General features: G+C 31.7%; 17 protein-coding genes. 8 read left to right on the forward strand and 9 right to left on the reverse strand.

Going from position 1 to position 18,240, the window contains the following annotated elements; genetic code table 11:
- The first annotated feature begins 79 nt into the window (after positions 1–79).
- Positions 80–3,559 carry a methylmalonyl-CoA mutase family protein gene (locus tag FF125_RS17225; RefSeq protein WP_138950938.1) on the forward strand — a complete coding sequence of 1,160 codons (3,480 nt, stop codon included), beginning with the start codon at positions 80–82 and terminating at the stop codon, positions 3,557–3,559.
- Between the two features lie 89 nt (positions 3,560–3,648).
- Here the strand turns inward: FF125_RS17225 and FF125_RS17230 are convergent, their stop codons facing one another.
- Entirely contained in the window at positions 3,649–4,896 is a 1,248-nt protein-coding gene (locus tag FF125_RS17230; protein ID WP_138950939.1) for an MDR family MFS transporter, read from the reverse strand.
- 210 nt (positions 4,897–5,106) lie between these two features.
- On the opposite strand from FF125_RS17230, the gene FF125_RS17235 reads away from it, so the two are divergent.
- Together FF125_RS17235 and FF125_RS17240 are read left to right on the forward strand one after the other, a co-directional pair.
- The gene (locus tag FF125_RS17235) at positions 5,107–5,727 is read left to right on the forward strand and encodes a DUF1684 domain-containing protein (protein ID WP_138950940.1); all 621 of its coding nucleotides are present in this window, start codon (positions 5,107–5,109) and stop codon (positions 5,725–5,727) included.
- Complete coding sequence (locus FF125_RS17240; RefSeq protein WP_175418951.1) at positions 5,717–6,658, forward strand: pyridoxal-phosphate dependent enzyme; 942 nt, start codon at positions 5,717–5,719, stop codon at positions 6,656–6,658. Before FF125_RS17235 ends, FF125_RS17240 begins: the two co-directional genes overlap by 11 nt.
- Before the next feature lie 9 nt (positions 6,659–6,667).
- Here the strand turns inward: FF125_RS17240 and FF125_RS17245 are convergent, their stop codons facing one another.
- The 5 genes from FF125_RS17245 to FF125_RS17265 all read right to left on the reverse strand — a co-directional run bounded on the left by FF125_RS17245 (position 6,668) and on the right by FF125_RS17265 (position 10,003).
- Positions 6,668–7,210, reverse strand: coding sequence for a hypothetical protein (locus tag FF125_RS17245; RefSeq protein WP_138950941.1), 543 nt, complete (start codon positions 7,208–7,210; stop codon positions 6,668–6,670).
- Positions 7,211–7,281: 71 nt separating this feature from the next.
- On the reverse strand, positions 7,282–7,815 hold the full coding sequence (locus tag FF125_RS17250) for a hypothetical protein (RefSeq protein WP_138950942.1): 534 nt from the start codon (positions 7,813–7,815) through the stop codon (positions 7,282–7,284).
- 100 nt (positions 7,816–7,915) lie between these two features.
- Entirely contained in the window at positions 7,916–8,284 is a 369-nt protein-coding gene (crcB, locus tag FF125_RS17255) for a fluoride efflux transporter CrcB (protein ID WP_138950943.1), read from the reverse strand.
- 75 nt (positions 8,285–8,359) lie between these two features.
- Positions 8,360–9,457 carry a BT_3928 family protein gene (locus FF125_RS17260; protein WP_138950944.1) on the reverse strand — a complete coding sequence of 366 codons (1,098 nt, stop codon included), beginning with the start codon at positions 9,455–9,457 and terminating at the stop codon, positions 8,360–8,362.
- Between the two features lie 9 nt (positions 9,458–9,466).
- Positions 9,467–10,003, reverse strand: a complete 537-nt coding sequence (locus FF125_RS17265) for a DUF1599 domain-containing protein (protein WP_138950945.1) — start codon at positions 10,001–10,003, stop codon at positions 9,467–9,469.
- A 154-nt stretch (positions 10,004–10,157) separates the two neighbouring features.
- Between FF125_RS17265 and FF125_RS17270 the strand changes: the two genes are divergently transcribed.
- The 4 genes from FF125_RS17270 to FF125_RS17285 all read left to right on the forward strand — a co-directional run bounded on the left by FF125_RS17270 (position 10,158) and on the right by FF125_RS17285 (position 13,233).
- Positions 10,158–10,757, forward strand: coding sequence for an LOG family protein (locus FF125_RS17270; RefSeq protein ID WP_138950946.1), 600 nt, complete (start codon positions 10,158–10,160; stop codon positions 10,755–10,757).
- Positions 10,754–11,578 (forward strand): dihydropteroate synthase, encoded by an 825-nt coding sequence (gene folP / locus FF125_RS17275; protein ID WP_138950947.1) that lies wholly within the window; start codon positions 10,754–10,756, stop codon positions 11,576–11,578. The genes FF125_RS17270 and folP overlap by 4 nt, the downstream gene beginning before the upstream one ends.
- A gap of 141 nt (positions 11,579–11,719) precedes the next feature.
- A complete protein-coding gene (locus FF125_RS17280) occupies positions 11,720–12,325 on the forward strand; it encodes an ExbD/TolR family protein (RefSeq protein WP_138950948.1) in 606 nt (201 codons plus the stop codon).
- A 113-nt stretch (positions 12,326–12,438) separates the two neighbouring features.
- The gene (locus FF125_RS17285; protein ID WP_250629610.1) at positions 12,439–13,233 is read left to right on the forward strand and encodes a diadenylate cyclase; all 795 of its coding nucleotides are present in this window, start codon (positions 12,439–12,441) and stop codon (positions 13,231–13,233) included.
- A 100-nt stretch (positions 13,234–13,333) separates the two neighbouring features.
- Here FF125_RS17285 and FF125_RS17290 read toward each other — a convergent pair whose 3' ends face one another.
- Together FF125_RS17290 and truA are read right to left on the reverse strand one after the other, a co-directional pair.
- Positions 13,334–15,100 carry an ABC transporter ATP-binding protein gene (locus FF125_RS17290; RefSeq protein WP_138950950.1) on the reverse strand — a complete coding sequence of 589 codons (1,767 nt, stop codon included), beginning with the start codon at positions 15,098–15,100 and terminating at the stop codon, positions 13,334–13,336.
- Positions 15,101–15,103: 3 nt separating this feature from the next.
- Entirely contained in the window at positions 15,104–15,856 is a 753-nt protein-coding gene (gene truA / locus FF125_RS17295; protein WP_138950951.1) for a tRNA pseudouridine(38-40) synthase TruA, read from the reverse strand.
- 80 nt (positions 15,857–15,936) lie between these two features.
- Between truA and FF125_RS17300 the strand changes: the two genes are divergently transcribed.
- Positions 15,937–16,434, forward strand: coding sequence for a metallophosphoesterase family protein (locus FF125_RS17300; protein WP_138950952.1), 498 nt, complete (start codon positions 15,937–15,939; stop codon positions 16,432–16,434).
- Positions 16,435–16,440: 6 nt separating this feature from the next.
- On the opposite strand, the gene FF125_RS17305 is transcribed toward FF125_RS17300, so the two are convergent.
- Entirely contained in the window at positions 16,441–18,228 is a 1,788-nt protein-coding gene (locus FF125_RS17305) for a tetratricopeptide repeat-containing sensor histidine kinase (protein ID WP_138950953.1), read from the reverse strand.
- Positions 18,229–18,240: the final 12 nt, after the last annotated feature.

Below are 18,240 nucleotides of genomic sequence, written 5' to 3' on the forward strand. Positions count from 1 at the left end.
CTATTTCTACTTGCTATATTACTCCTTATTTTTCAATCAAATAAATTGTAAATTGCGTTTGCAAAATTAAAGATTGTAAATGAAAACTATAGAGTCATATATTCCTAAAAATAAAATTAGAATTGTAACTGCAGCTTCGCTTTTTGATGGGCATGATGCCTCCATTAATATAATGCGAAGAATTATTCAAGCCACAGGTGTTGAAGTAATTCACTTGGGCCATGATAGAAGTGTAGAAGAAGTAGTAAACACCGCTATTCAAGAAGATGCAAATGCTATTGCGATGACCTCCTATCAAGGTGGACACAATGAGTATTTCAAATACATGTATGATCTCTTACAAGAGAAAAACGCACCACAAATAAAAATATTCGGCGGGGGCGGGGGTGTAATTTTACCTGAAGAAATTAAGGATTTAATGGATTATGGAATTACCAGAATTTATACGCCAGACGATGGTAGAAAAATGGGGCTGCAAGGTATGATTAATAATATGGTAGAACTATGTGACAACGCAGTCCTAACATTACCTGATCAAAACAATGTTCTAAAGTTACTTAAAAGCAAAGACGTAAACACTATTGCTAGATTAATTACACTAGCAGAAAATGACTACGAGACTTATAAAAAAATTTATGAAGATTTTTCTTCAAATATACCTGAACAAGCAAAGACTCCTGTATTAGGAATTACGGGAACTGGTGGTGCTGGAAAATCATCATTGGTAGATGAACTAGTACGACGGTTTTTAGCTGATTTTGAAGATAAAACCTTAGCGATAATTTCTGTAGATCCATCTAAAAGAAAAACAGGGGGAGCATTATTGGGAGATAGAATACGAATGAATTCTATAAAAAACGACCGTGTTTATATGCGTTCCTTAGCAACTAGACAGTCTAATTTATCTCTTTCAAAAAATGTTGTAGATGCCATTGATGTTTTAAAGGCTGCAGATTTTGACCTCATCATTTTAGAAACTTCTGGTATCGGACAGTCAGGTACAGAAATAATTGAACATTCCGATTTTTCTCTATATGTAATGACACCAGAATATGGTGCAGCCACACAGCTCGAAAAGATTGATATGATTGATTATGCTGACGTTATTGCTCTTAATAAGTTTGATAAACGTGGTGCTTTAGATGCTCTACGCGATGTTAAAAAACAATACCAACGTAATCATAATCTTTGGGAAGAAAATCCAGACGACATGCCTGTTTTCGGAACCATTGCTTCACAATTTAACGATCCTGGCACAAACTCTTTATACCGTGTTATTATTGACAAACTTAACAACAAAACTCCAATTGATTTTAATAGCTCATTTCAGATCACTGATGAAATGTCAGAAAAGCAATTTATAATTCCTCCAAACAGAACACGATATCTTTCTGAAATAACCGATACCAATCGCAATTATAATCAGACAAGTATTGATCAAAAAGGTATAGCTCAAAAATTGTATGGAGTTTATATGACAATATGCTCGGTTCTAAATATTGATTCTGCTAATTGGGTAAAGAATTTCTTTAATGAGAGTGGAGCTAACGATGAAGAGATTCTTCGCTTTGCTAGGAATGACAACGATAACCAATTAGATTCGTCATCAGAATTTCTAAAACTCCTTTTAAAAGAATTTTCTCGTACTAAAAAAGAATTGAGTCCTCAAAATTGGGAAACAATTTTAGCCTGGGAAGATAAAAAACAAGCCTATAAAAACCCTATTTATTCGTTTAAGGTTCGTGACAGAGAAATAAAAATTGAAACACATTCTGAGTCTTTATCACATTTACAAATACCTAAAATTTCTTTACCAAAATATGAAGCTTGGGGAGATGTTTTATTGTGGAGCCTGCAAGAAAATGTACCTGGAGATTTTCCGTATACTTCAGGAATATATCCATTTAAACGCACTGGTGAAGACCCTACAAGAATGTTTGCAGGCGAAGGTGGACCAGAACGAACCAATAGACGTTTTCATTATGTGAGTTTAGACATGGATGCAAAACGTTTATCAACTGCTTTTGACTCTGTTACTTTGTATGGTAATGACCCTAACTTACGTCCTGATATTTATGGTAAAATTGGTAATGCTGGTGTTTCTATTTGCTGTTTAGATGATGCTAAAAAATTGTATTCAGGTTTTGAATTAACAAACCCTATGACTTCGGTTTCTATGACTATTAATGGTCCAGCACCAATGTTACTTGGATTTTTCATGAATGCTGCTATTGATCAAGAATGTGAAAAATATATAAAAACAGAAGGCTTAGAAGAGGAGATTGAGAAAAAAATTGAATCAATTTACAATAAGAAAGGCGTTAAAAGACCAAAATATCAAGGTGATCTTCCCAAAGGAAATAACGGATTGGGATTAATGCTTCTTGGGGTTTCTGGTGATGATGTTTTACCCAATGCTATTTATCAAAAAATTAAATTGGAGACTATCGCTAAAGTTCGTGGTACAGTTCAAGCTGATATTTTAAAAGAAGATCAAGCCCAAAATACATGCATTTTTTCGACAGAATTTGCACTGCGTCTTATGGGCGATGTACAAGAGTATTTTATTGAAAATAAAGTTCGGAATTTTTATTCTGTTTCTATATCAGGTTATCATATTGCAGAGGCAGGAGCAAATCCGATTTCTCAATTGGCTTTTACATTATCAAATGGCTTTACCTATGTAGAATACTACTTATCAAGAGGCATGGACATCAATAAGTTTGGTCCCAATTTATCCTTCTTTTTCTCCAACGGAATTGACCCTGAGTACGCTGTAATTGGTCGTGTAGCTCGTAAAATTTGGGCAAAGGCCATGAAGTTAAAATATGGTGCCAATCCTAGAGCACAAATGCTTAAATATCATATTCAAACTTCTGGGCGATCATTACATGCTCAAGAAATTGACTTTAACGATATAAGAACAACCTTGCAAGCTTTGTATGCAATTTATGATAATTGCAACAGCTTACATACAAACGCTTATGACGAAGCCATTACTACACCAACAGAAGAGTCGGTACGTAGGGCCATGGCCATTCAGTTAATTATCAATAAGGAATTAGGTTTAACGAAAAACGAAAATCCAATTCAAGGTGCATTTATTATAGAAGAGCTAACCGATTTGGTTGAAGAAGCAGTCTATGCAGAATTTGATAGAATTACTGACAGAGGTGGTGTTCTGGGAGCTATGGAAACGATGTATCAACGCTCAAAAATTCAAGAAGAAAGTTTGTATTACGAAACTTTAAAACACAATGGAGACTTCCCAATTATTGGAGTTAACACATTTTTAAGCAGCAAAGGCTCACCAACTATCTTACCTCAAGAAGTGATTAGAGCTACTGAAGATGAAAAGAAATATCAAATAGAAGTGGTTGATAATTTAATCGAAGGTAATAGCGAAAAGTCTTCGGAACAACTCAAATTACTGCAAGAAAAGGCAATTAAAAATGGTAATGTTTTTGAGCAATTGATGGAAGCCACTAAAGTTTGTTCTTTAGGCCAGATAACGCATACTCTTTTTGAAGTTGGAGGTGAATATCGTAGAAATATGTAAATAATCGCTCGTATTTCACACTTTAAAAGAGAAAAGGTCACTTACTAAACTATAAGAATAAGTGACCTCTTTGCTTCTAATTTTATTTGTTATTTATAACTTTCTATTTTTTCCAATCGTTCTTTTTCAACAGCAACTTTTAACCAATATAAAAGCAGTAAACACAAAATTGTTAAGCCTGTCATGATATACCAAGTAGTGTCAAAACCTAAATAATCTACAAAATGCATCCCCATATTATGTCCAAAAACATGAGCAATTGAAAATGATATGGTATATAACCCCATATACTCACCTTGTCGCCCTCCTTTAGCTCGTTGCATTACAAATGCATTTGAAAATGGAAAAAGTATCATTTCTCCCACAGTCATTAAAACCATTCCCATTATTATTATTCCAATCCAATGATTTAAATTTAAAATAAAGAGACTTGCTCCCATCAGGGCAGCTCCAAAAATCATCAACCCGACCATATTCAGTTGCTTATCTTCTAGTTTTTTAATCAAAGGCATTTCCAATACAAAAATTAAAAAACCATTAAACCCCATCAATAGACCAATATGGAATTCAGATAATTCATATATATCTTTATAATATAATGGCATGGTAGAAAAGTATTGTAAGAATACAAAACCGAACAATACCATGGCAGCAAAAAAGATAAAGAATATCTTATCATTATACACTGATTTAGGATTTTCTACAATAATATTATCCAAAACTCTTGCTTTTTTTGGACGTAATACCATCACCAATAACATTGCTGCTAATAAACATGTAATACCATCAATCCAAAAAAGTGATTCATAGCCAATTGCTGTAATTATTAAACCACCAATAACTGGTCCTCCAGAAAATCCTAAATTAATAGCTAATCGTACTAAAGTAACGGAACGTGCTTTGTTTTCTGTTTTACTGTAAGCATTTAAAGCCACAAACATGGCTGGCCTAAAGGTATCTGCGACCAACATTACTAAAAATATACCCATACAGATGGTATAAAATGTCGTTAGGTATTGCAAACCAACAAATAGGAAGCCCGTTCCTATTAAACTAAACACCATTACTTTATAATACCCAATTTTATCGGTTAGCTTGCCCCCTATCCATGAACCGACCACAGAGCCCAAACCAAAAGCTGTCATAACCCAGCCTACTTTACTTACTGTAAACCCCATGTGTTTGGTTAAATACAATGACAAAAATGGAATAACCATCGTACCTGCTCTATTCACAAAAGTTATTAAAGCAAGCCACCACACCTCTCTAGACAAACCATTAAAGGTGTCTAGATAGGGTTGGACAATTTTATTATTTAAATAAGTTAGTAGTTTCATTTTTTCTAAAAACAAAAAACCCGGCAAATTGCCGGGTTTTTATAATATGATTTTTTATACCGATCAATTTATAACATACCCAAGCTTGTTCGTTCTTGAACAAATAAACTTGACATATTTTAAAGTGGTATACATTATTCTTTGTTTATGATAGTTCAAAGCTACAAAATATTTTTTTAATCATTATATTTACCTCAAATTTGAGTTTTTATGCAAAGATTTATTGTATTCGTTCTTTTAGTAATTTCATCTATAGCCTGCTCACAAAAAAAGGTGATTTTCGATGATTATATTGCTTCCATAAAAGGGTATCAAAATGAATTAAACATGGAATTTTCTGACCCAATAGAATCTCCATTAACGCAAGAAGATAGAGTGAAATTTGAGAGCTTAGACTTTTACCCAATTGATTCAACTTACAAGGTTACAGCCACTTTTGAACTGGATAAAAATCCAAAGACGTTTTCAATGCCTACCACTACAGATAGATTACCTATTTATAAAACCTATGGAGTAGCAAAATTCAATTTAAATGGTAAAAAATTAACGTTGCAAATTTATCAAAATCAAGATTTAATTCTACAACCAAAATATAAGAATCATTTATTCATTCCCTTTCGGGATAAAACGAACGGAGAAGAAACCTATGGAGGTGGACGCTTTTTAGACCTAGAAATTCCAGAAGGAACTACTATTGTCATTGATTTTAATAAAGCGTACAATCCTTATTGTGCCTATAACGGAAAGTACTCCTGCCCTATTCCGCCAAAAGAAAATGATTTAGAAGTTGCTATAAAAGCTGGTGTAAAAAATTATAAAAATGGACATTAAACAAGATATCTTAGAAAGTTATAACCGAATCTTTCCATATATACATAAAACTCCTGTAATTACCTCAAAGACCATTGATAAAATGGCAGGGGCTAATTTGTATTTTAAATGTGAGAATTTTCAAAAAATGGGTGCTTTTAAAATGCGAGGTGCAACCAATGCTATTTTACAATTAACAGCTGAACAAAAACAAAAAGGTATAGTTACACATTCGTCCGGTAACTTTGCACAAGCCTTAGCATTAGCTGCAAAAAACTTAGGGGTAAAAGCGTATATCGTTATGCCTAGCAATGCTCCAGAAGTTAAAAAAAGTGCCGTTAGAGGTTATGGTGGTGAAATTACTGAATGTGAACCTACGCTGGAAGCTAGAGAAACCACTGCAACTAAAATTCAACAAGAAAAAGGGGCCACTTTTATCCATCCCTTTAATGATTTCAATGTCATACTTGGCAATGCTTCCGCAGGAAAAGAATTACTTGAAAAACATACTGATCTAGATTTAATAATTGCCCCAGTAGGTGGAGGCGGTTTGATTTCAGGAACCGCTTTAAGTGCAATTGCCTTTGGCAACAACTGTAAAGTTATTGGAGCAGAACCTTTTGCTGTTGATGATGCTTATAGATCTATGGAAAGCGGAAAGATAGAACAGAATACCGCTACTGATACCATTGCTGATGGACTAAAAACCTCATTGGGTGATATCACATTCAACTTAATTAACAACCACGTTGAAAAAATAATTCGTGTTTCGGAAGAAGAAATTGTATCTGCGATGCGGCTTATTTGGGAACGCATGAAGATTATTGTGGAACCTTCAAGTGCTGTGGCTTTAGCTGCAGTTCTCAATTCAAAAGCTGAATTTACAAATAAAAAAGTTGGTGTAATTCTCTCTGGTGGCAATGTTGATTTAAAGAAATTACCTTTTAAATAATTATAAGAGCTATTTCATTTTCATCATAGCCTCCAAGTAATTATTGGTGTTCAAATATTCTTTTTTTATAGCCTTTAAATGGTTCAATATGGCTATCCTATCAGGATAATTAGAGTTCAAACAATCTTTCATATCAGCATCATATACGAAAAGAGCAAGATACCAATTTCCTTGACGTTTTACTTGAGGATCATTAAAAACGGGACTAATACCTTTATTTTCCAATGCCGCATTTGCAAAAAACGGTATGAGATTAATTGATTTATCAGAAATTTCAGTTTCATAAAAAGAAAGAAAAAATTCTTCTCCGTCAACATTTATCGGCACATTATATTCAACAGTTTGATGATTTAATGAATACTTAGTATTGATAAAATTATAAAACTCATTGGCCTCTTTGGGATCTTCAAAAACAAATGCATTATCCTTTGGCAATTGTCGTTTAAATTTTTTACCTGTAGTTAACTTATAATCTTTTATAGTTGGAGCAATGCGTAAAGGAATACATGAAGTAACAAATAACAAAGTAAGAATAAGATACACGTATTTCATAGGATAAACGGTTTCAACAAAGGCATCAAATATTATACCACTCGAAGAGCATTCCTAAAAAAAATACAATATTATATTCCTAAAATTTTAGCATCAACAAAAAATTCTGAATGAATATCAATTTGATGATCTGAAGTTAAAACTTCATCGGTGACCGCTTGAACTTTCAATGAGAACTTATCTTTTTTAATATACTCTTGAATATCTACATCAACCGTTTGTAGTTCGAGAGTTTTACCTATAGTTTCAGAAACATCTTCGTTAAAAGCAATTTCTAATTCCTGAAGACCCTCTGCGACAATATAAATTTTAATTGATTCTAAAAAACTAAAATCCTCATTATCAGGAGAAACTAATGTTAAATCTAATACTCTTAAACGAATGTCTTCAATTAAATCTTTATGTGTATTGTTAGACTCAAACTCAGATTCTGAATTTGTTTCCATTTGTGGCGTATTTAAAACAAAAGGTAAATTTATACCTGTTGAAGAAGGAATTGTCATTGATGAGTCATAGTCCATTGTAAACTTAGTAAGGTTATCTATTTCATCACATGAAATAATCGTTGCCATCATTAAAATTAGAACCAGAAAATACTTTTGCATATCTATAAAATTACGAATGTAGAAAGTCAAACGTAATTGATTGCAGAATATTTCAATTTTTATGAATTTTATAAAATTGGCAATTTGTAAAAGACAATTATTAGGATTTAACCAAATACATTCCTAAAAAAACAGCTCCAAAACCAAGAGCAACACTACCAATAGCATAAGCAAAAAAGCTAGCAAAATCACCTGCCTTCAAAAAGACATGATTTTCGTAAGCAAATGTAGAAAAAGTAGTAAAACCTCCGCAAAAACCTGTAGCCAATAGCAACGTTTGGTTTTGTGTTAACGTATCATTTTTAGCCGCTAATCCGAGAATTAATCCAATGAGCAGACTACCTAAAACATTGGCCAAAAATGTACCATAAGGGATTCCACTTGAAGCACTATTAAAATATTTAGCCACTAAGAAACGAGCAACACTTCCAAAACCTCCCCCAATAAAAACTAGTATTAGTTGCTTCATTTTTTAATAATCTATTTTAAATAAAATTCTGATCTTTCAGTACTACCAATTCTCGTTTCAAAAAGTAAAATCCATTTATAGTTCAACCTTATCGGCATCATTGGCATTCCATTTTCCAGTTATAGTCCCTTTATTTAAGGTAATTATTCCTGGGTTGGCACGTATCATTGTTTTCAGCGTAATATCATCACAAAACAAAGCATCAAAATCTAAATCATATTCCTTTTTAAGTTTTAAAAAATCAGCCTCTTTATTTGAAGACATGGCATAAACATCATAACCTTCTTGTAATGCTTTGGTTGAAAATTCTTTTATTTTTGGTAATAAAGAGGTTTCCGTTTTACTTAGATTGTGCATTACAATTAATACCAACTTTTCTTTTTGCATCAAAAATTCTGTAAAATCGACACCATCCCGTTCCATGGAAAAATCATGAATTGGAACTTCATACCCTTTTTCTATTAAAACCGTTTTTCTATCCACGAAGGTGGCTCCTTCAATTTCCCAAGGTTTTTCGGCTGTAGTATATTCTTTATCTTCACCATTAACTTTATAAATCCAGGTATCTTCATAAACATCAGGTTTTGCACCTTCTGGTATTACCATGCCTTCTGGTATATTTTTACCAATCGCATAAGGTCTAAAATCAATTAATGGTAAATGGGTCAGTACATAATAAACAATGTATAAAAACACCATAAATGCAGCAAAAGAAATCCATTTAACCACATTTTTTCCAAATATTGGTTTTATATTTTTAAGAGTAAATAACAGTACAAAAATTAGTCCAATAAGAATTATATTCTTATAAAAAGTTTCCCAAGGTGTTAATTTCACAGCGTCACCAAAACAACCACAATCAGTTACTTTATCGTAATAGGCCGAATACCATGTTAAAAATAAAAACACTAAAGTGAGCAGCAGTAAACTCCAAACTGTAGTTTTGGGTTTAAAGCCAATTAACAACGTAACACCTAACATTATTTCTGCAAGAATTAGCAGTATAGAAAAAGGCAGTGCAAAAGGACTTAAAAACTCTAAATTTAACACATCAGCAGCAAAATAATCTTGAAACTTATATGCTGAACCCAATGGATCTATCAACTTTACAAATCCGGAAAAGATAAATGTAGCTGCTACTAATAATCTGGCAATATGTGTTAAAAATTTCATTTTATATGGCTATTCATTCATTAAAATCAATGCAAAAACTGCGTAATTAATCATGTCTTGATAATTCGCATCTAAACCTTCAGAGACCAACAATTCACCCTTGTTATTTTCTATCGATTTAACTCGTAATAATTTTTGTAAAATTAAATCTGTTAAAGAACTTACACGCATATCTCGCCAGGCTTCACCATAATCGTGATTTTTGTTTTCCATTAAGTTCTTGGTGATCGCAACATGCTTATCATACAACTCTTCCGTCTCTTTATCAGACAAATCTGGCTGATCGGCCACACCTTTTTCCAGTTGTATCAACGCCATAATACAATAATTAATAATACCTATAAATTCTGGCTTCTCACCTTCATCAACCTTTTTAACTTCATTTTCTTGTAAATTTCGAATTCGTTGAGCCTTAATAAATATTTGATCCGTTAAAGATGGTAAGCGTAAAATTCGCCATGACCTTCCATAATCTTTCATTTTATTCATAAAAAGCTCTCGACATATGGCAATTACAGCATTGTATTGTTCTGAAGTTTGGTGCATGTTATAGTTTAATTCTTTATAAGTAGCGAATTTATCAAATTCTATTTAAATTCTATAACAATGACTTAATAAGTTACAAAAGAACATGGATATTAAGTAGCTCCTATTAATTTTTCAAAATTTATAATTTAGTACCTTTGAACAAACATAAACAATGAAAAGAATTGCAGTATTTTGTGGATCAAGTATTGGACACAATGCCATATATGCTAATGAGGCGAAAAAACTAGGTCTTCATATGTCTAAAAATAATATTGGTTTGGTCTATGGTGGTGGGAAAATTGGAATGATGGGTGTTATTGCCGATACAATAATGGAAAATAAAGGTGAAGTTATTGGTGTCATTCCACATTTATTCAGACATGAAGAAGTTGCACATGCATCCATTACAAAAATGATTTTTACAAAAAAAATGTCTAAACGCAAAGTTAAAATTAGCCAATTGGTCGATGGTTACATTGCATTAGCAGGTGGTTTTGGCACTCTAGACGAGATTTTTGAAGTACTCACATTAGGACAATTAGGTATTGAAAACAAACCTATCGGAATTTTGAATACCAATGGATATTTCGATCATACGCTACAACAATTAAATGTAATGGTGAAAGAAGGCTTTTTAAAACAGGAAAATAAAAATATGCTTTTGGTAAGTGAACATGTAGATGAGTTAATACAATTGATGGATAATTATATAGCACCAAAAATGACTAAGGTGATTAACAAAGTGGTAAAATCTAATAACTCTAGTAAATGAATATAAACTGTAGCGGTAAACTTATCGATTTATCAACCCCAAGGGTAATGGGAATTTTAAATTTAACACCAGACTCATTTTTTGATGGAGGTAATTTAAAAAACGATGAAGACATTCTTAATAAAGTAGAAAAAATGCTAAACGAGGGTGCTACTTTTATTGATGTGGGTGGTTATTCTTCTAAACCCAATGCGAATGACGTTAGTGAAAATGAAGAATTAAAAAGAGTTATTCCTGTAATTGAATTACTAGTAAACAACTATCCTGATATTTTAATTTCTATTGACACCTTTAGAAGTACAATCGTTAAAAAAGCTGTTGAAGCTGGTGCTTGTATGATAAATGATATTTCCGCAGGCAATTTAGACTTAAATATGTTTGCAACAGTAGCAAATCTGCAAGTGCCTTATATTATAATGCATATGCAAGGAACACCTAAAACCATGCAGGTAAATCCAACTTATAATGATATTACTCAAGATATTATCTTTTACTTTTCTCAAAAATTGAACACATTAAGAAGACTCGGAGTAAATGATGTATTAATTGATGTAGGTTTTGGTTTTGGAAAAACACTTGAGCAGAATTACGAATTATTAAACAACCTAGACCTGTTTAGCAATTTAGACACCCCTTTACTAACAGGAGTTTCTAGAAAATCCATGCTTTACAACGTATTAGAAACAACGCCTAAAGAAGCGTTAAACGCGACTACGGTAGCAAACACTATTGCCTTACTTCACGGTAGTTCCATTTTGAGAGTACACGATGTGAAAGAAGCGATAGAGGCCGTAAAGATTGTAAAAAAGCTCAAAAAATAAGATTGAACCTCAGATTGAACTTCGGCATAATTTTTGTTAATATTTTGTTAACCTTTCCTTGTAAAAAGATTATGTGATTATGTTAAAGTCTTAAGATAATTATGTAATAAAGTTAATATTTTAACCTTTAATACTACAATTATGAGCGAAAGAAACACTCCTGAAGTTAATGCCGGATCAATGGCAGACATTGCATTTTTATTATTAATTTTCTTTTTAGTAACTACTACAATGGATAGTGATATTGGAATTTATAAACGACTACCTGAAAAGCAAATCACCCCTCCAGAAATAACTTTAAACGAAAAAAATGTATTAGAAATTAACATCAATGCTAATGATGAAATTTTAATTGAAGGTGATCACGTTATGAAAATTGAAAATCTAAAACAGGCTGTCGTAGACTTTATAGATAATGGAGCGGGAACAAATAATAAGGGTGATAAATGTACATGGTGCAATGGTAAAAAAGATGTAACCTCATCTGACCATCCCGAAAAGGCAATGATTAGTTTTCAATCCAAAAGAAACGCATCATATACGACTTATATATCTGTTCAAAACGAAATTTTAAGTGCTTACGCACAATTAAGAAATGATTTATCTCAATCTCTTTATAACAAATCCTTAAGCCAGTTAGAAACTGAATTAAAAAATAACAAAGGCAATAAAGAATTGTCAGAAAAAATACAGTTTATAAAAGCTAAATACCCACAATTAATAACAGAGCAAGCCCCTGAAAAATAGATTAAGAAGAGCATAAGTAAAATCATAAAATAAGAATTGAAACATTTAAATTTTTGATATTAAATCTTTCTATGCTTTTAATCTTTTTACTACATTTACCAAAACCTTATTTTTTGGACGCATTCAAATTTTTAGACTTTAGTTTTTTAGATATTTTAGATATCGCTTTAGTTGCCATTTTACTCTATTATGTTTACAAACTTATTAGAGGAACTGCAGCAATAAACATATTTTTGGGTATTGCCATTGTCTATTTGATTTGGAAATTAACCGTCGCCTTAAAAATGGAATTGTTGAGTGATATTTTAGGCAAATTTTTGGGTGGTGGGTTTATTGCTTTAATTATTGTTTTTCAACAAGAAATTAGAAAGTTCTTATTAATGGTTGGCTCTACCAATTTTACAACAAAAAAAGGATTTCTAAAACGGTTTAAACTGCTCTCGAATATGCGTAAAAATGATGATTTCATTTCCACAGATGTCGATAGTATAATTGACGCATGCGAAGAAATGGCAAGTACAAAAACGGGGGCTTTAATTATTATTCAACGCAATAATAATTTAGATTTAGTAAAACAAACTGGCGATAAAATGAATGCAGAAATCAACAAAGCTTTATTGACCAGTATTTTTTACAAAAACAGTCCACTTCATGATGGTGCACTAATAATTGAAGACAATTTTATTACAGCCACAAGAGTAATTCTTCCTGTTGAAAAAGACATTATAATTCCCGCTCGTTTTGGATTAAGACACAGGGCAGCACTTGGTATCACAATGCGTTCAGATGCATTAGCTTTAGCCGTTTCTGAAGAAACGGGACAAATATCATATATAAAAGATGGTGAGTTTATCCTATATAACGATATTAATAGTTTGAAAGATTTAATTAAAGAAGACTTAGATTAGTCAGTAGAATTTCATAGCCTTGTGAGATATGAAAAAAAGCCAGTAAATTCTATTTTCAATACCATCTCTTCTACTTCTTAGTTATATGTATTTTTAGCAATTAACTCGCTTGAGCAGTTTCAAATTGAATTTCGTACAACTTACTGTAATACCCTTTTTGCTTTAGAAGTTCTGCATGTGTACCTTGCTCTACTATTTTCCCTTTTTCCATTACAATAATTTTATCAGCTTTTTTAATTGTAGCCAATCGGTGGGCAATTATTATTGAAGTTCTATTTTGAGTAATTGTATTCGTAGCCTTTTGTATTAACCTTTCTGACTGAGCATCAATAGAAGAAGTTGCTTCGTCCAAAACTAAAATTGCAGGTTTACTAACATAAGCTCTTAAAAAAGCGATGAGCTGCCGTTGCCCAACAGAGAGCATTCCTCCTCTTTCTTTCACATTATAATTATAGTTATCTGGAAGTGTCATAATAAAATCGTGGATACCTATAACCTTTGCAGCTTCGGTAACTTCCTCCAAACCAATATCCTTATTATTTAAGGTAATATTATTTAAAATAGAGTCTGAAAACAAAAAAACGTCTTGCAACACTACACTAATTTGGTTTCGTAACGATTCAAGTTTTATCTGATTAATATCGATACCGTCAATCGTAATTGAACCCGAGTTTATTCTATAGAATCGACTTAGTAAATTAATAATTGTAGATTTTCCTGCACCTGTTGCACCCACTACAGCAACTGTTTCCCCTTGTTTTACTTCAAATGAAATTCCTCGTAGTACAGGTTCATCCTTCAAGTATCTAAAGTAAACATTGTCAAATTTAATATTGCCTTTAAAGTGCTCAATTTCAAGTGTACCAGTATCTACTTCAGCAGCATCTTCGTCTAACACTACAAACACTCTCTCCGCCGCAACCATACCCATTTGCAGGGTATTAAATTTATCAGCAATTTGACGCAAGGGTCTAAAAAGCATATTGGTCATATAAATAAAACTGGTAATGACACCAAATGAAGTTGCCCCTTCAACAGCCGCCGTCAGGCCTCCATACCATACAATTACAGCCAATGTTATTGAAGATAAAATCTCAACAACAGGAAAGAAAATAGAATAATACCAAACGGTTCTAATATGGGCTTTTTTATGTTTATCATTAATAGCTAAGAACTTATCATGTTCAACTTTTTCACGTGTAAAAAGCTGCACAATCTTCATTCCTGAAATCCTTTCTTGTACAAAACTATTTAGATTAGAGACTTGATTTCTTACGTCCTGAAAAGTGCCCTTAATTTTTATTTGAAATAATTTGGTAGCATAAACCATTATAGGTAAAACAGCCACTACAATTAATCCCAATCGCCAATTCATCACCATCATTATGATGATGATAACAAGCATTTGTAATAAATCACTGATAATAGCAAACAACCCTTGACCAAATATACTTGCTATGGTCTCAATATCTGAAACCACTCGAGTTACCAATTTTCCTACAGGAGTCTTATTGAAATATTGCATTTTAAACTTTAAGACTTTTTCGAAAAGCTTTGTTCGAATATCTTTTATAATATTTTGTCCTAACCAGTTGGTATAATATATAAATAGGAATTGAAAAATGACTTCAAGAAAAACAACACCTAACATTACTAAACTAAAAACCAATAATAGTCTAGCATTATTCCCTAGGATATACTCATCTACTATCCATTGTAACAAAATTGGTCTTGCAGCGGCAAGTCCCGCTAACAAAAGTACAGCAACTGTAGACAAAACAAATTGAGATCGATACGCTTTCGCGTACGACATTAACCGTCTAAATATCTTAAAATCAAAAGCATTACCTGTTACTTTTTCGCTCATTTATTATAATTTATTTACTATAGATTTAGGGTATTTAACTTCAGACAAAAATAAGGCTTGTGGTGGAGCTGAAAATCCTGCATTTCGCCTATCTCTACTATTTAGGATTTCAACAAAGTCTTCAATTGATTTTTTATTTGATCCCACTTCAATTAAAGTACCTACAATTGCTCTAACCATATTCCTTAAAAACCGATCTGCAGTTATATAAAAAGTCAATTCGTTGCCTTTTTGTAACCATTTCGCATCTGAAACTACACAATTATAGGTTCTAACATCAGTTTTCGATTTAGAGAAGCATTTAAAATTAGTATAATCCTTAAGAATACTTGCTGCTTCATTCATTTTATTTACATCAAGTACTTTTTGATACAACTGCCACGTTGTATCAATTAAAAACGGGTTTCTACCCAACCATATTCTATACTCATAGCTCCTGCTAGTAGCATCAAATCTTGCATGAGCATTATCATTCACCAAAAAAATCTTATCAACTACAATATCTTCTGGTAAAAACGCATTTATCTTGTTTGCTAAATGTTCTTCCTCAAATGCAGTATCAACATCAAAATGTGCATATAATTGCAATGCATGCACGCCTGCATCTGTACGACCTGCCCCAACAAGATCAATATCAACTCTCAATATAGTTGTGAGAGCCTTTTTTACAATTTCTTGTACAGTAATTGCGTTTGGTTGCACCTGCCAACCATGATAGTTTTTACCATTATATGAAAGTTCAATAAAATACCTCAAGAAATCTTATTTTTGCTAAAAAAGCAAAGATAGGTATTCCAAATTTTAAATAACAAGCTATTAAATTCTAAAAAACAATCTTGAAAAAAATTCTTTTACTTTCCGACACGCATGGCTATATTGATGATCAAATATTAAAATATGTAAAACTAGCTGATGAAGTTTGGCATGCTGGTGATATTGGAGACTTAACAGTGAGTGATACTATAAAGAAAATAAAACCACTTAGAGCTGTTTATGGTAATATTGATAACACGGATATTAGGAAAGAATTTCCATTGAACAATAGATTTACTATTGAAAATGTAGATGTATGGATAACACATATTGGTGGATACCCTAATAGATATGATGCTAGAATTAAAGAGGAAATTCAAAACAATCCACCAAGAATTTTTATATCCGGTCATTCTCACATATTAAAAGTAATGAATGATAAAAAATTAAATCTTTTACACTTTAACCCTGGTGCAGCTGGTAAACATGGTTTTCATAAAGTAAGAACTATGTTGCGATTTAGTATTGATAATTCAAAAATTGAAAATCTAGAAGTTATTGAATTAAGTAAAAGAGTTTAAATTAGCTCATTTTAATCCCTCAAGTTTATTTTGAATAGGTACCAAAATAAAAATACTGGTACCTTTACCTGCTGAAGACACAATATTAAAAATACCATTCATTGCTTTTATTCTGGCATTTATATGGCTTAAACCTAATCCGTTTTTATTCTTTATCGTTTTAACATCAAAGCCAATACCATCATCACTTAATCGAACACTAAGCATATTATCTTCTCGCTGTACTAACATAATAGTTGCGTTTGAAGCATTACTATGTTTTAAAATATTATTAATTAATTCTTCAATTATACTATAAATTTTTATCTCAAAATCTTGATCATATCTCGTTAATCCTCTATCGTCACTACGCAAGGTAATTTCAGAATTAGAGTATTTTTGACAAATATCATGGACGGCAAAAGCCAGTCCAAATTTTAAGAGTACAGATGATATCAATTCATGAGATAAATCTCTAATTTTAACAGAGGCTTCCTTTACAATACTTTGTGCCTTTGAAATTTCTTGAGGAGCATTTGCTTTTAATTGAGACTTTGTAGCTTGTAAATGCAAATTTGCTGATGATAGTAATGCACTAACACTGTTGTGAAGAATTTCAGCAATTGTTTTTCTTTCTTTTTCTTTGGCGTCTATGGTAGCATTAATTATTCTGGCCTGAGTTTCGTTTTCTAGTTGTTCTATTTTACTTTTTTGTTTTAATCTGTAATTTCTATAATATATATACGCTAATATTATAAAGGCCAATAATGCCAAGGCAGAACCATAAAATAGAAATTGAGCTCTTAAACGTAAAGATTTTTCTTCTTCAATTTTTTGAGCCTGTTTTGCAGCATTATATTTAGCTTCAATTTCCGAAATGTTTTCAGCAACATTCACTTCATTAATACTACTAGTTAAGTCTGTCGCTTCTTCTAAATAACGGTATGCCTTCTTAAAATTACCTAATTCCTCATTTGCATACGCCAAATTATAAAGTGCATATTCTTTGACTTTTACAGCCTTTTCTGAATTTAAGTCCTTTACAGATTCATATGCTTTATAATAATTATCATTGGCTTTTATAAATTGTTGTTTTTCATAATAAATGCCACCCAAATTCATAATTGCAGTAGCCAATCCTACCGTATCTTTTTGTTTTTCTTTGATGGCGAATGATTTTCCATAAAAATCTTCAGCCTCTTCTAAGCTTGTTTCGCTAGCAATAATACCTAAATTGTTGTAACTAAAAGAAATAAAATTTTCAGTTTTAGGCGTAATAGGATAATTCAACATTTTTTTGAAATGTATAACCGCACTATCGTTTTCCTCTTTATTATAATAATTTTTTCCAAGTGCTAAATAAGCATCTAATATCTCTATAGTGTCATTTAATAATAAAGACTTTTCCAACACTTCTTTATAATAATCATTTGACTTATTAAAATTTTGAGCCTCGTTAAATATTTTCCCTAAATACTTTATATATTTTAAATATAGCGGATCTTGACTTGAATCACCTGACAATTCAGAATGTCCTTTCAATAATAAATTTACAGCTTCTTCATGCTGATTTGTATTATAATAAAACTTTGCTTTTAATAGATTTAAATTATTTTTTCTTGATCTAAGATAATATGGATTACTTTCTAACTTTTCAATATTACTCAATACGAGTTCGTATTCTTTACTTTGTAGATTTTTTTCGATCTCCTTTTCTAAAGAGTCAGTTTGTGCATAAAACCAAAATCCACTTAACATAAAAAAGAAGAAAGGCACAATTTTAAATGTACTCTTTTTAAGTGGAAAATGTAACATTATTATTAAGCT

This window comes from Aureibaculum algae (assembly GCF_006065315.1).
Lineage (GTDB): Bacteria > Bacteroidota > Bacteroidia > Flavobacteriales > Flavobacteriaceae > Aureibaculum > Aureibaculum algae.

What these genes read in the sequence shown, in the direction of transcription:
- crcB (WP_138950943.1), bottom strand. Translation starts at nt 8,284, where the DNA reads ATGAAGCAACTAATACTAGTTTTTATTGGGGGAGGTTTTGGAAGTGTT.
- FF125_RS17305 (WP_138950953.1), bottom strand. Translation starts at nt 18,228, where the DNA reads ATGTTACATTTTCCACTTAAAAAGAGTACATTTAAAATTGTGCCTTTC.
- FF125_RS17245 (WP_138950941.1), bottom strand. Translation starts at nt 7,210, where the DNA reads ATGAAATACGTGTATCTTATTCTTACTTTGTTATTTGTTACTTCATGT.
- FF125_RS17270 (WP_138950946.1), top strand. Translation starts at nt 10,158, where the DNA reads ATGAAAAGAATTGCAGTATTTTGTGGATCAAGTATTGGACACAATGCC.
- FF125_RS17265 (WP_138950945.1), bottom strand. Translation starts at nt 10,003, where the DNA reads ATGCACCAAACTTCAGAACAATACAATGCTGTAATTGCCATATGTCGA.
- folP (WP_138950947.1), top strand. Translation starts at nt 10,754, where the DNA reads ATGAATATAAACTGTAGCGGTAAACTTATCGATTTATCAACCCCAAGG.
- FF125_RS17225 (WP_138950938.1), top strand. Translation starts at nt 80, where the DNA reads ATGAAAACTATAGAGTCATATATTCCTAAAAATAAAATTAGAATTGTA.
- FF125_RS17290 (WP_138950950.1), bottom strand. Translation starts at nt 15,100, where the DNA reads ATGAGCGAAAAAGTAACAGGTAATGCTTTTGATTTTAAGATATTTAGA.
- FF125_RS17235 (WP_138950940.1), top strand. Translation starts at nt 5,107, where the DNA reads ATGCAAAGATTTATTGTATTCGTTCTTTTAGTAATTTCATCTATAGCC.
- FF125_RS17230 (WP_138950939.1), bottom strand. Translation starts at nt 4,896, where the DNA reads ATGAAACTACTAACTTATTTAAATAATAAAATTGTCCAACCCTATCTA.
- FF125_RS17260 (WP_138950944.1), bottom strand. Translation starts at nt 9,457, where the DNA reads ATGAAATTTTTAACACATATTGCCAGATTATTAGTAGCAGCTACATTT.
- FF125_RS17280 (WP_138950948.1), top strand. Translation starts at nt 11,720, where the DNA reads ATGAGCGAAAGAAACACTCCTGAAGTTAATGCCGGATCAATGGCAGAC.
- FF125_RS17240 (WP_175418951.1), top strand. Translation starts at nt 5,717, where the DNA reads ATGGACATTAAACAAGATATCTTAGAAAGTTATAACCGAATCTTTCCA.
- FF125_RS17250 (WP_138950942.1), bottom strand. Translation starts at nt 7,815, where the DNA reads ATGCAAAAGTATTTTCTGGTTCTAATTTTAATGATGGCAACGATTATT.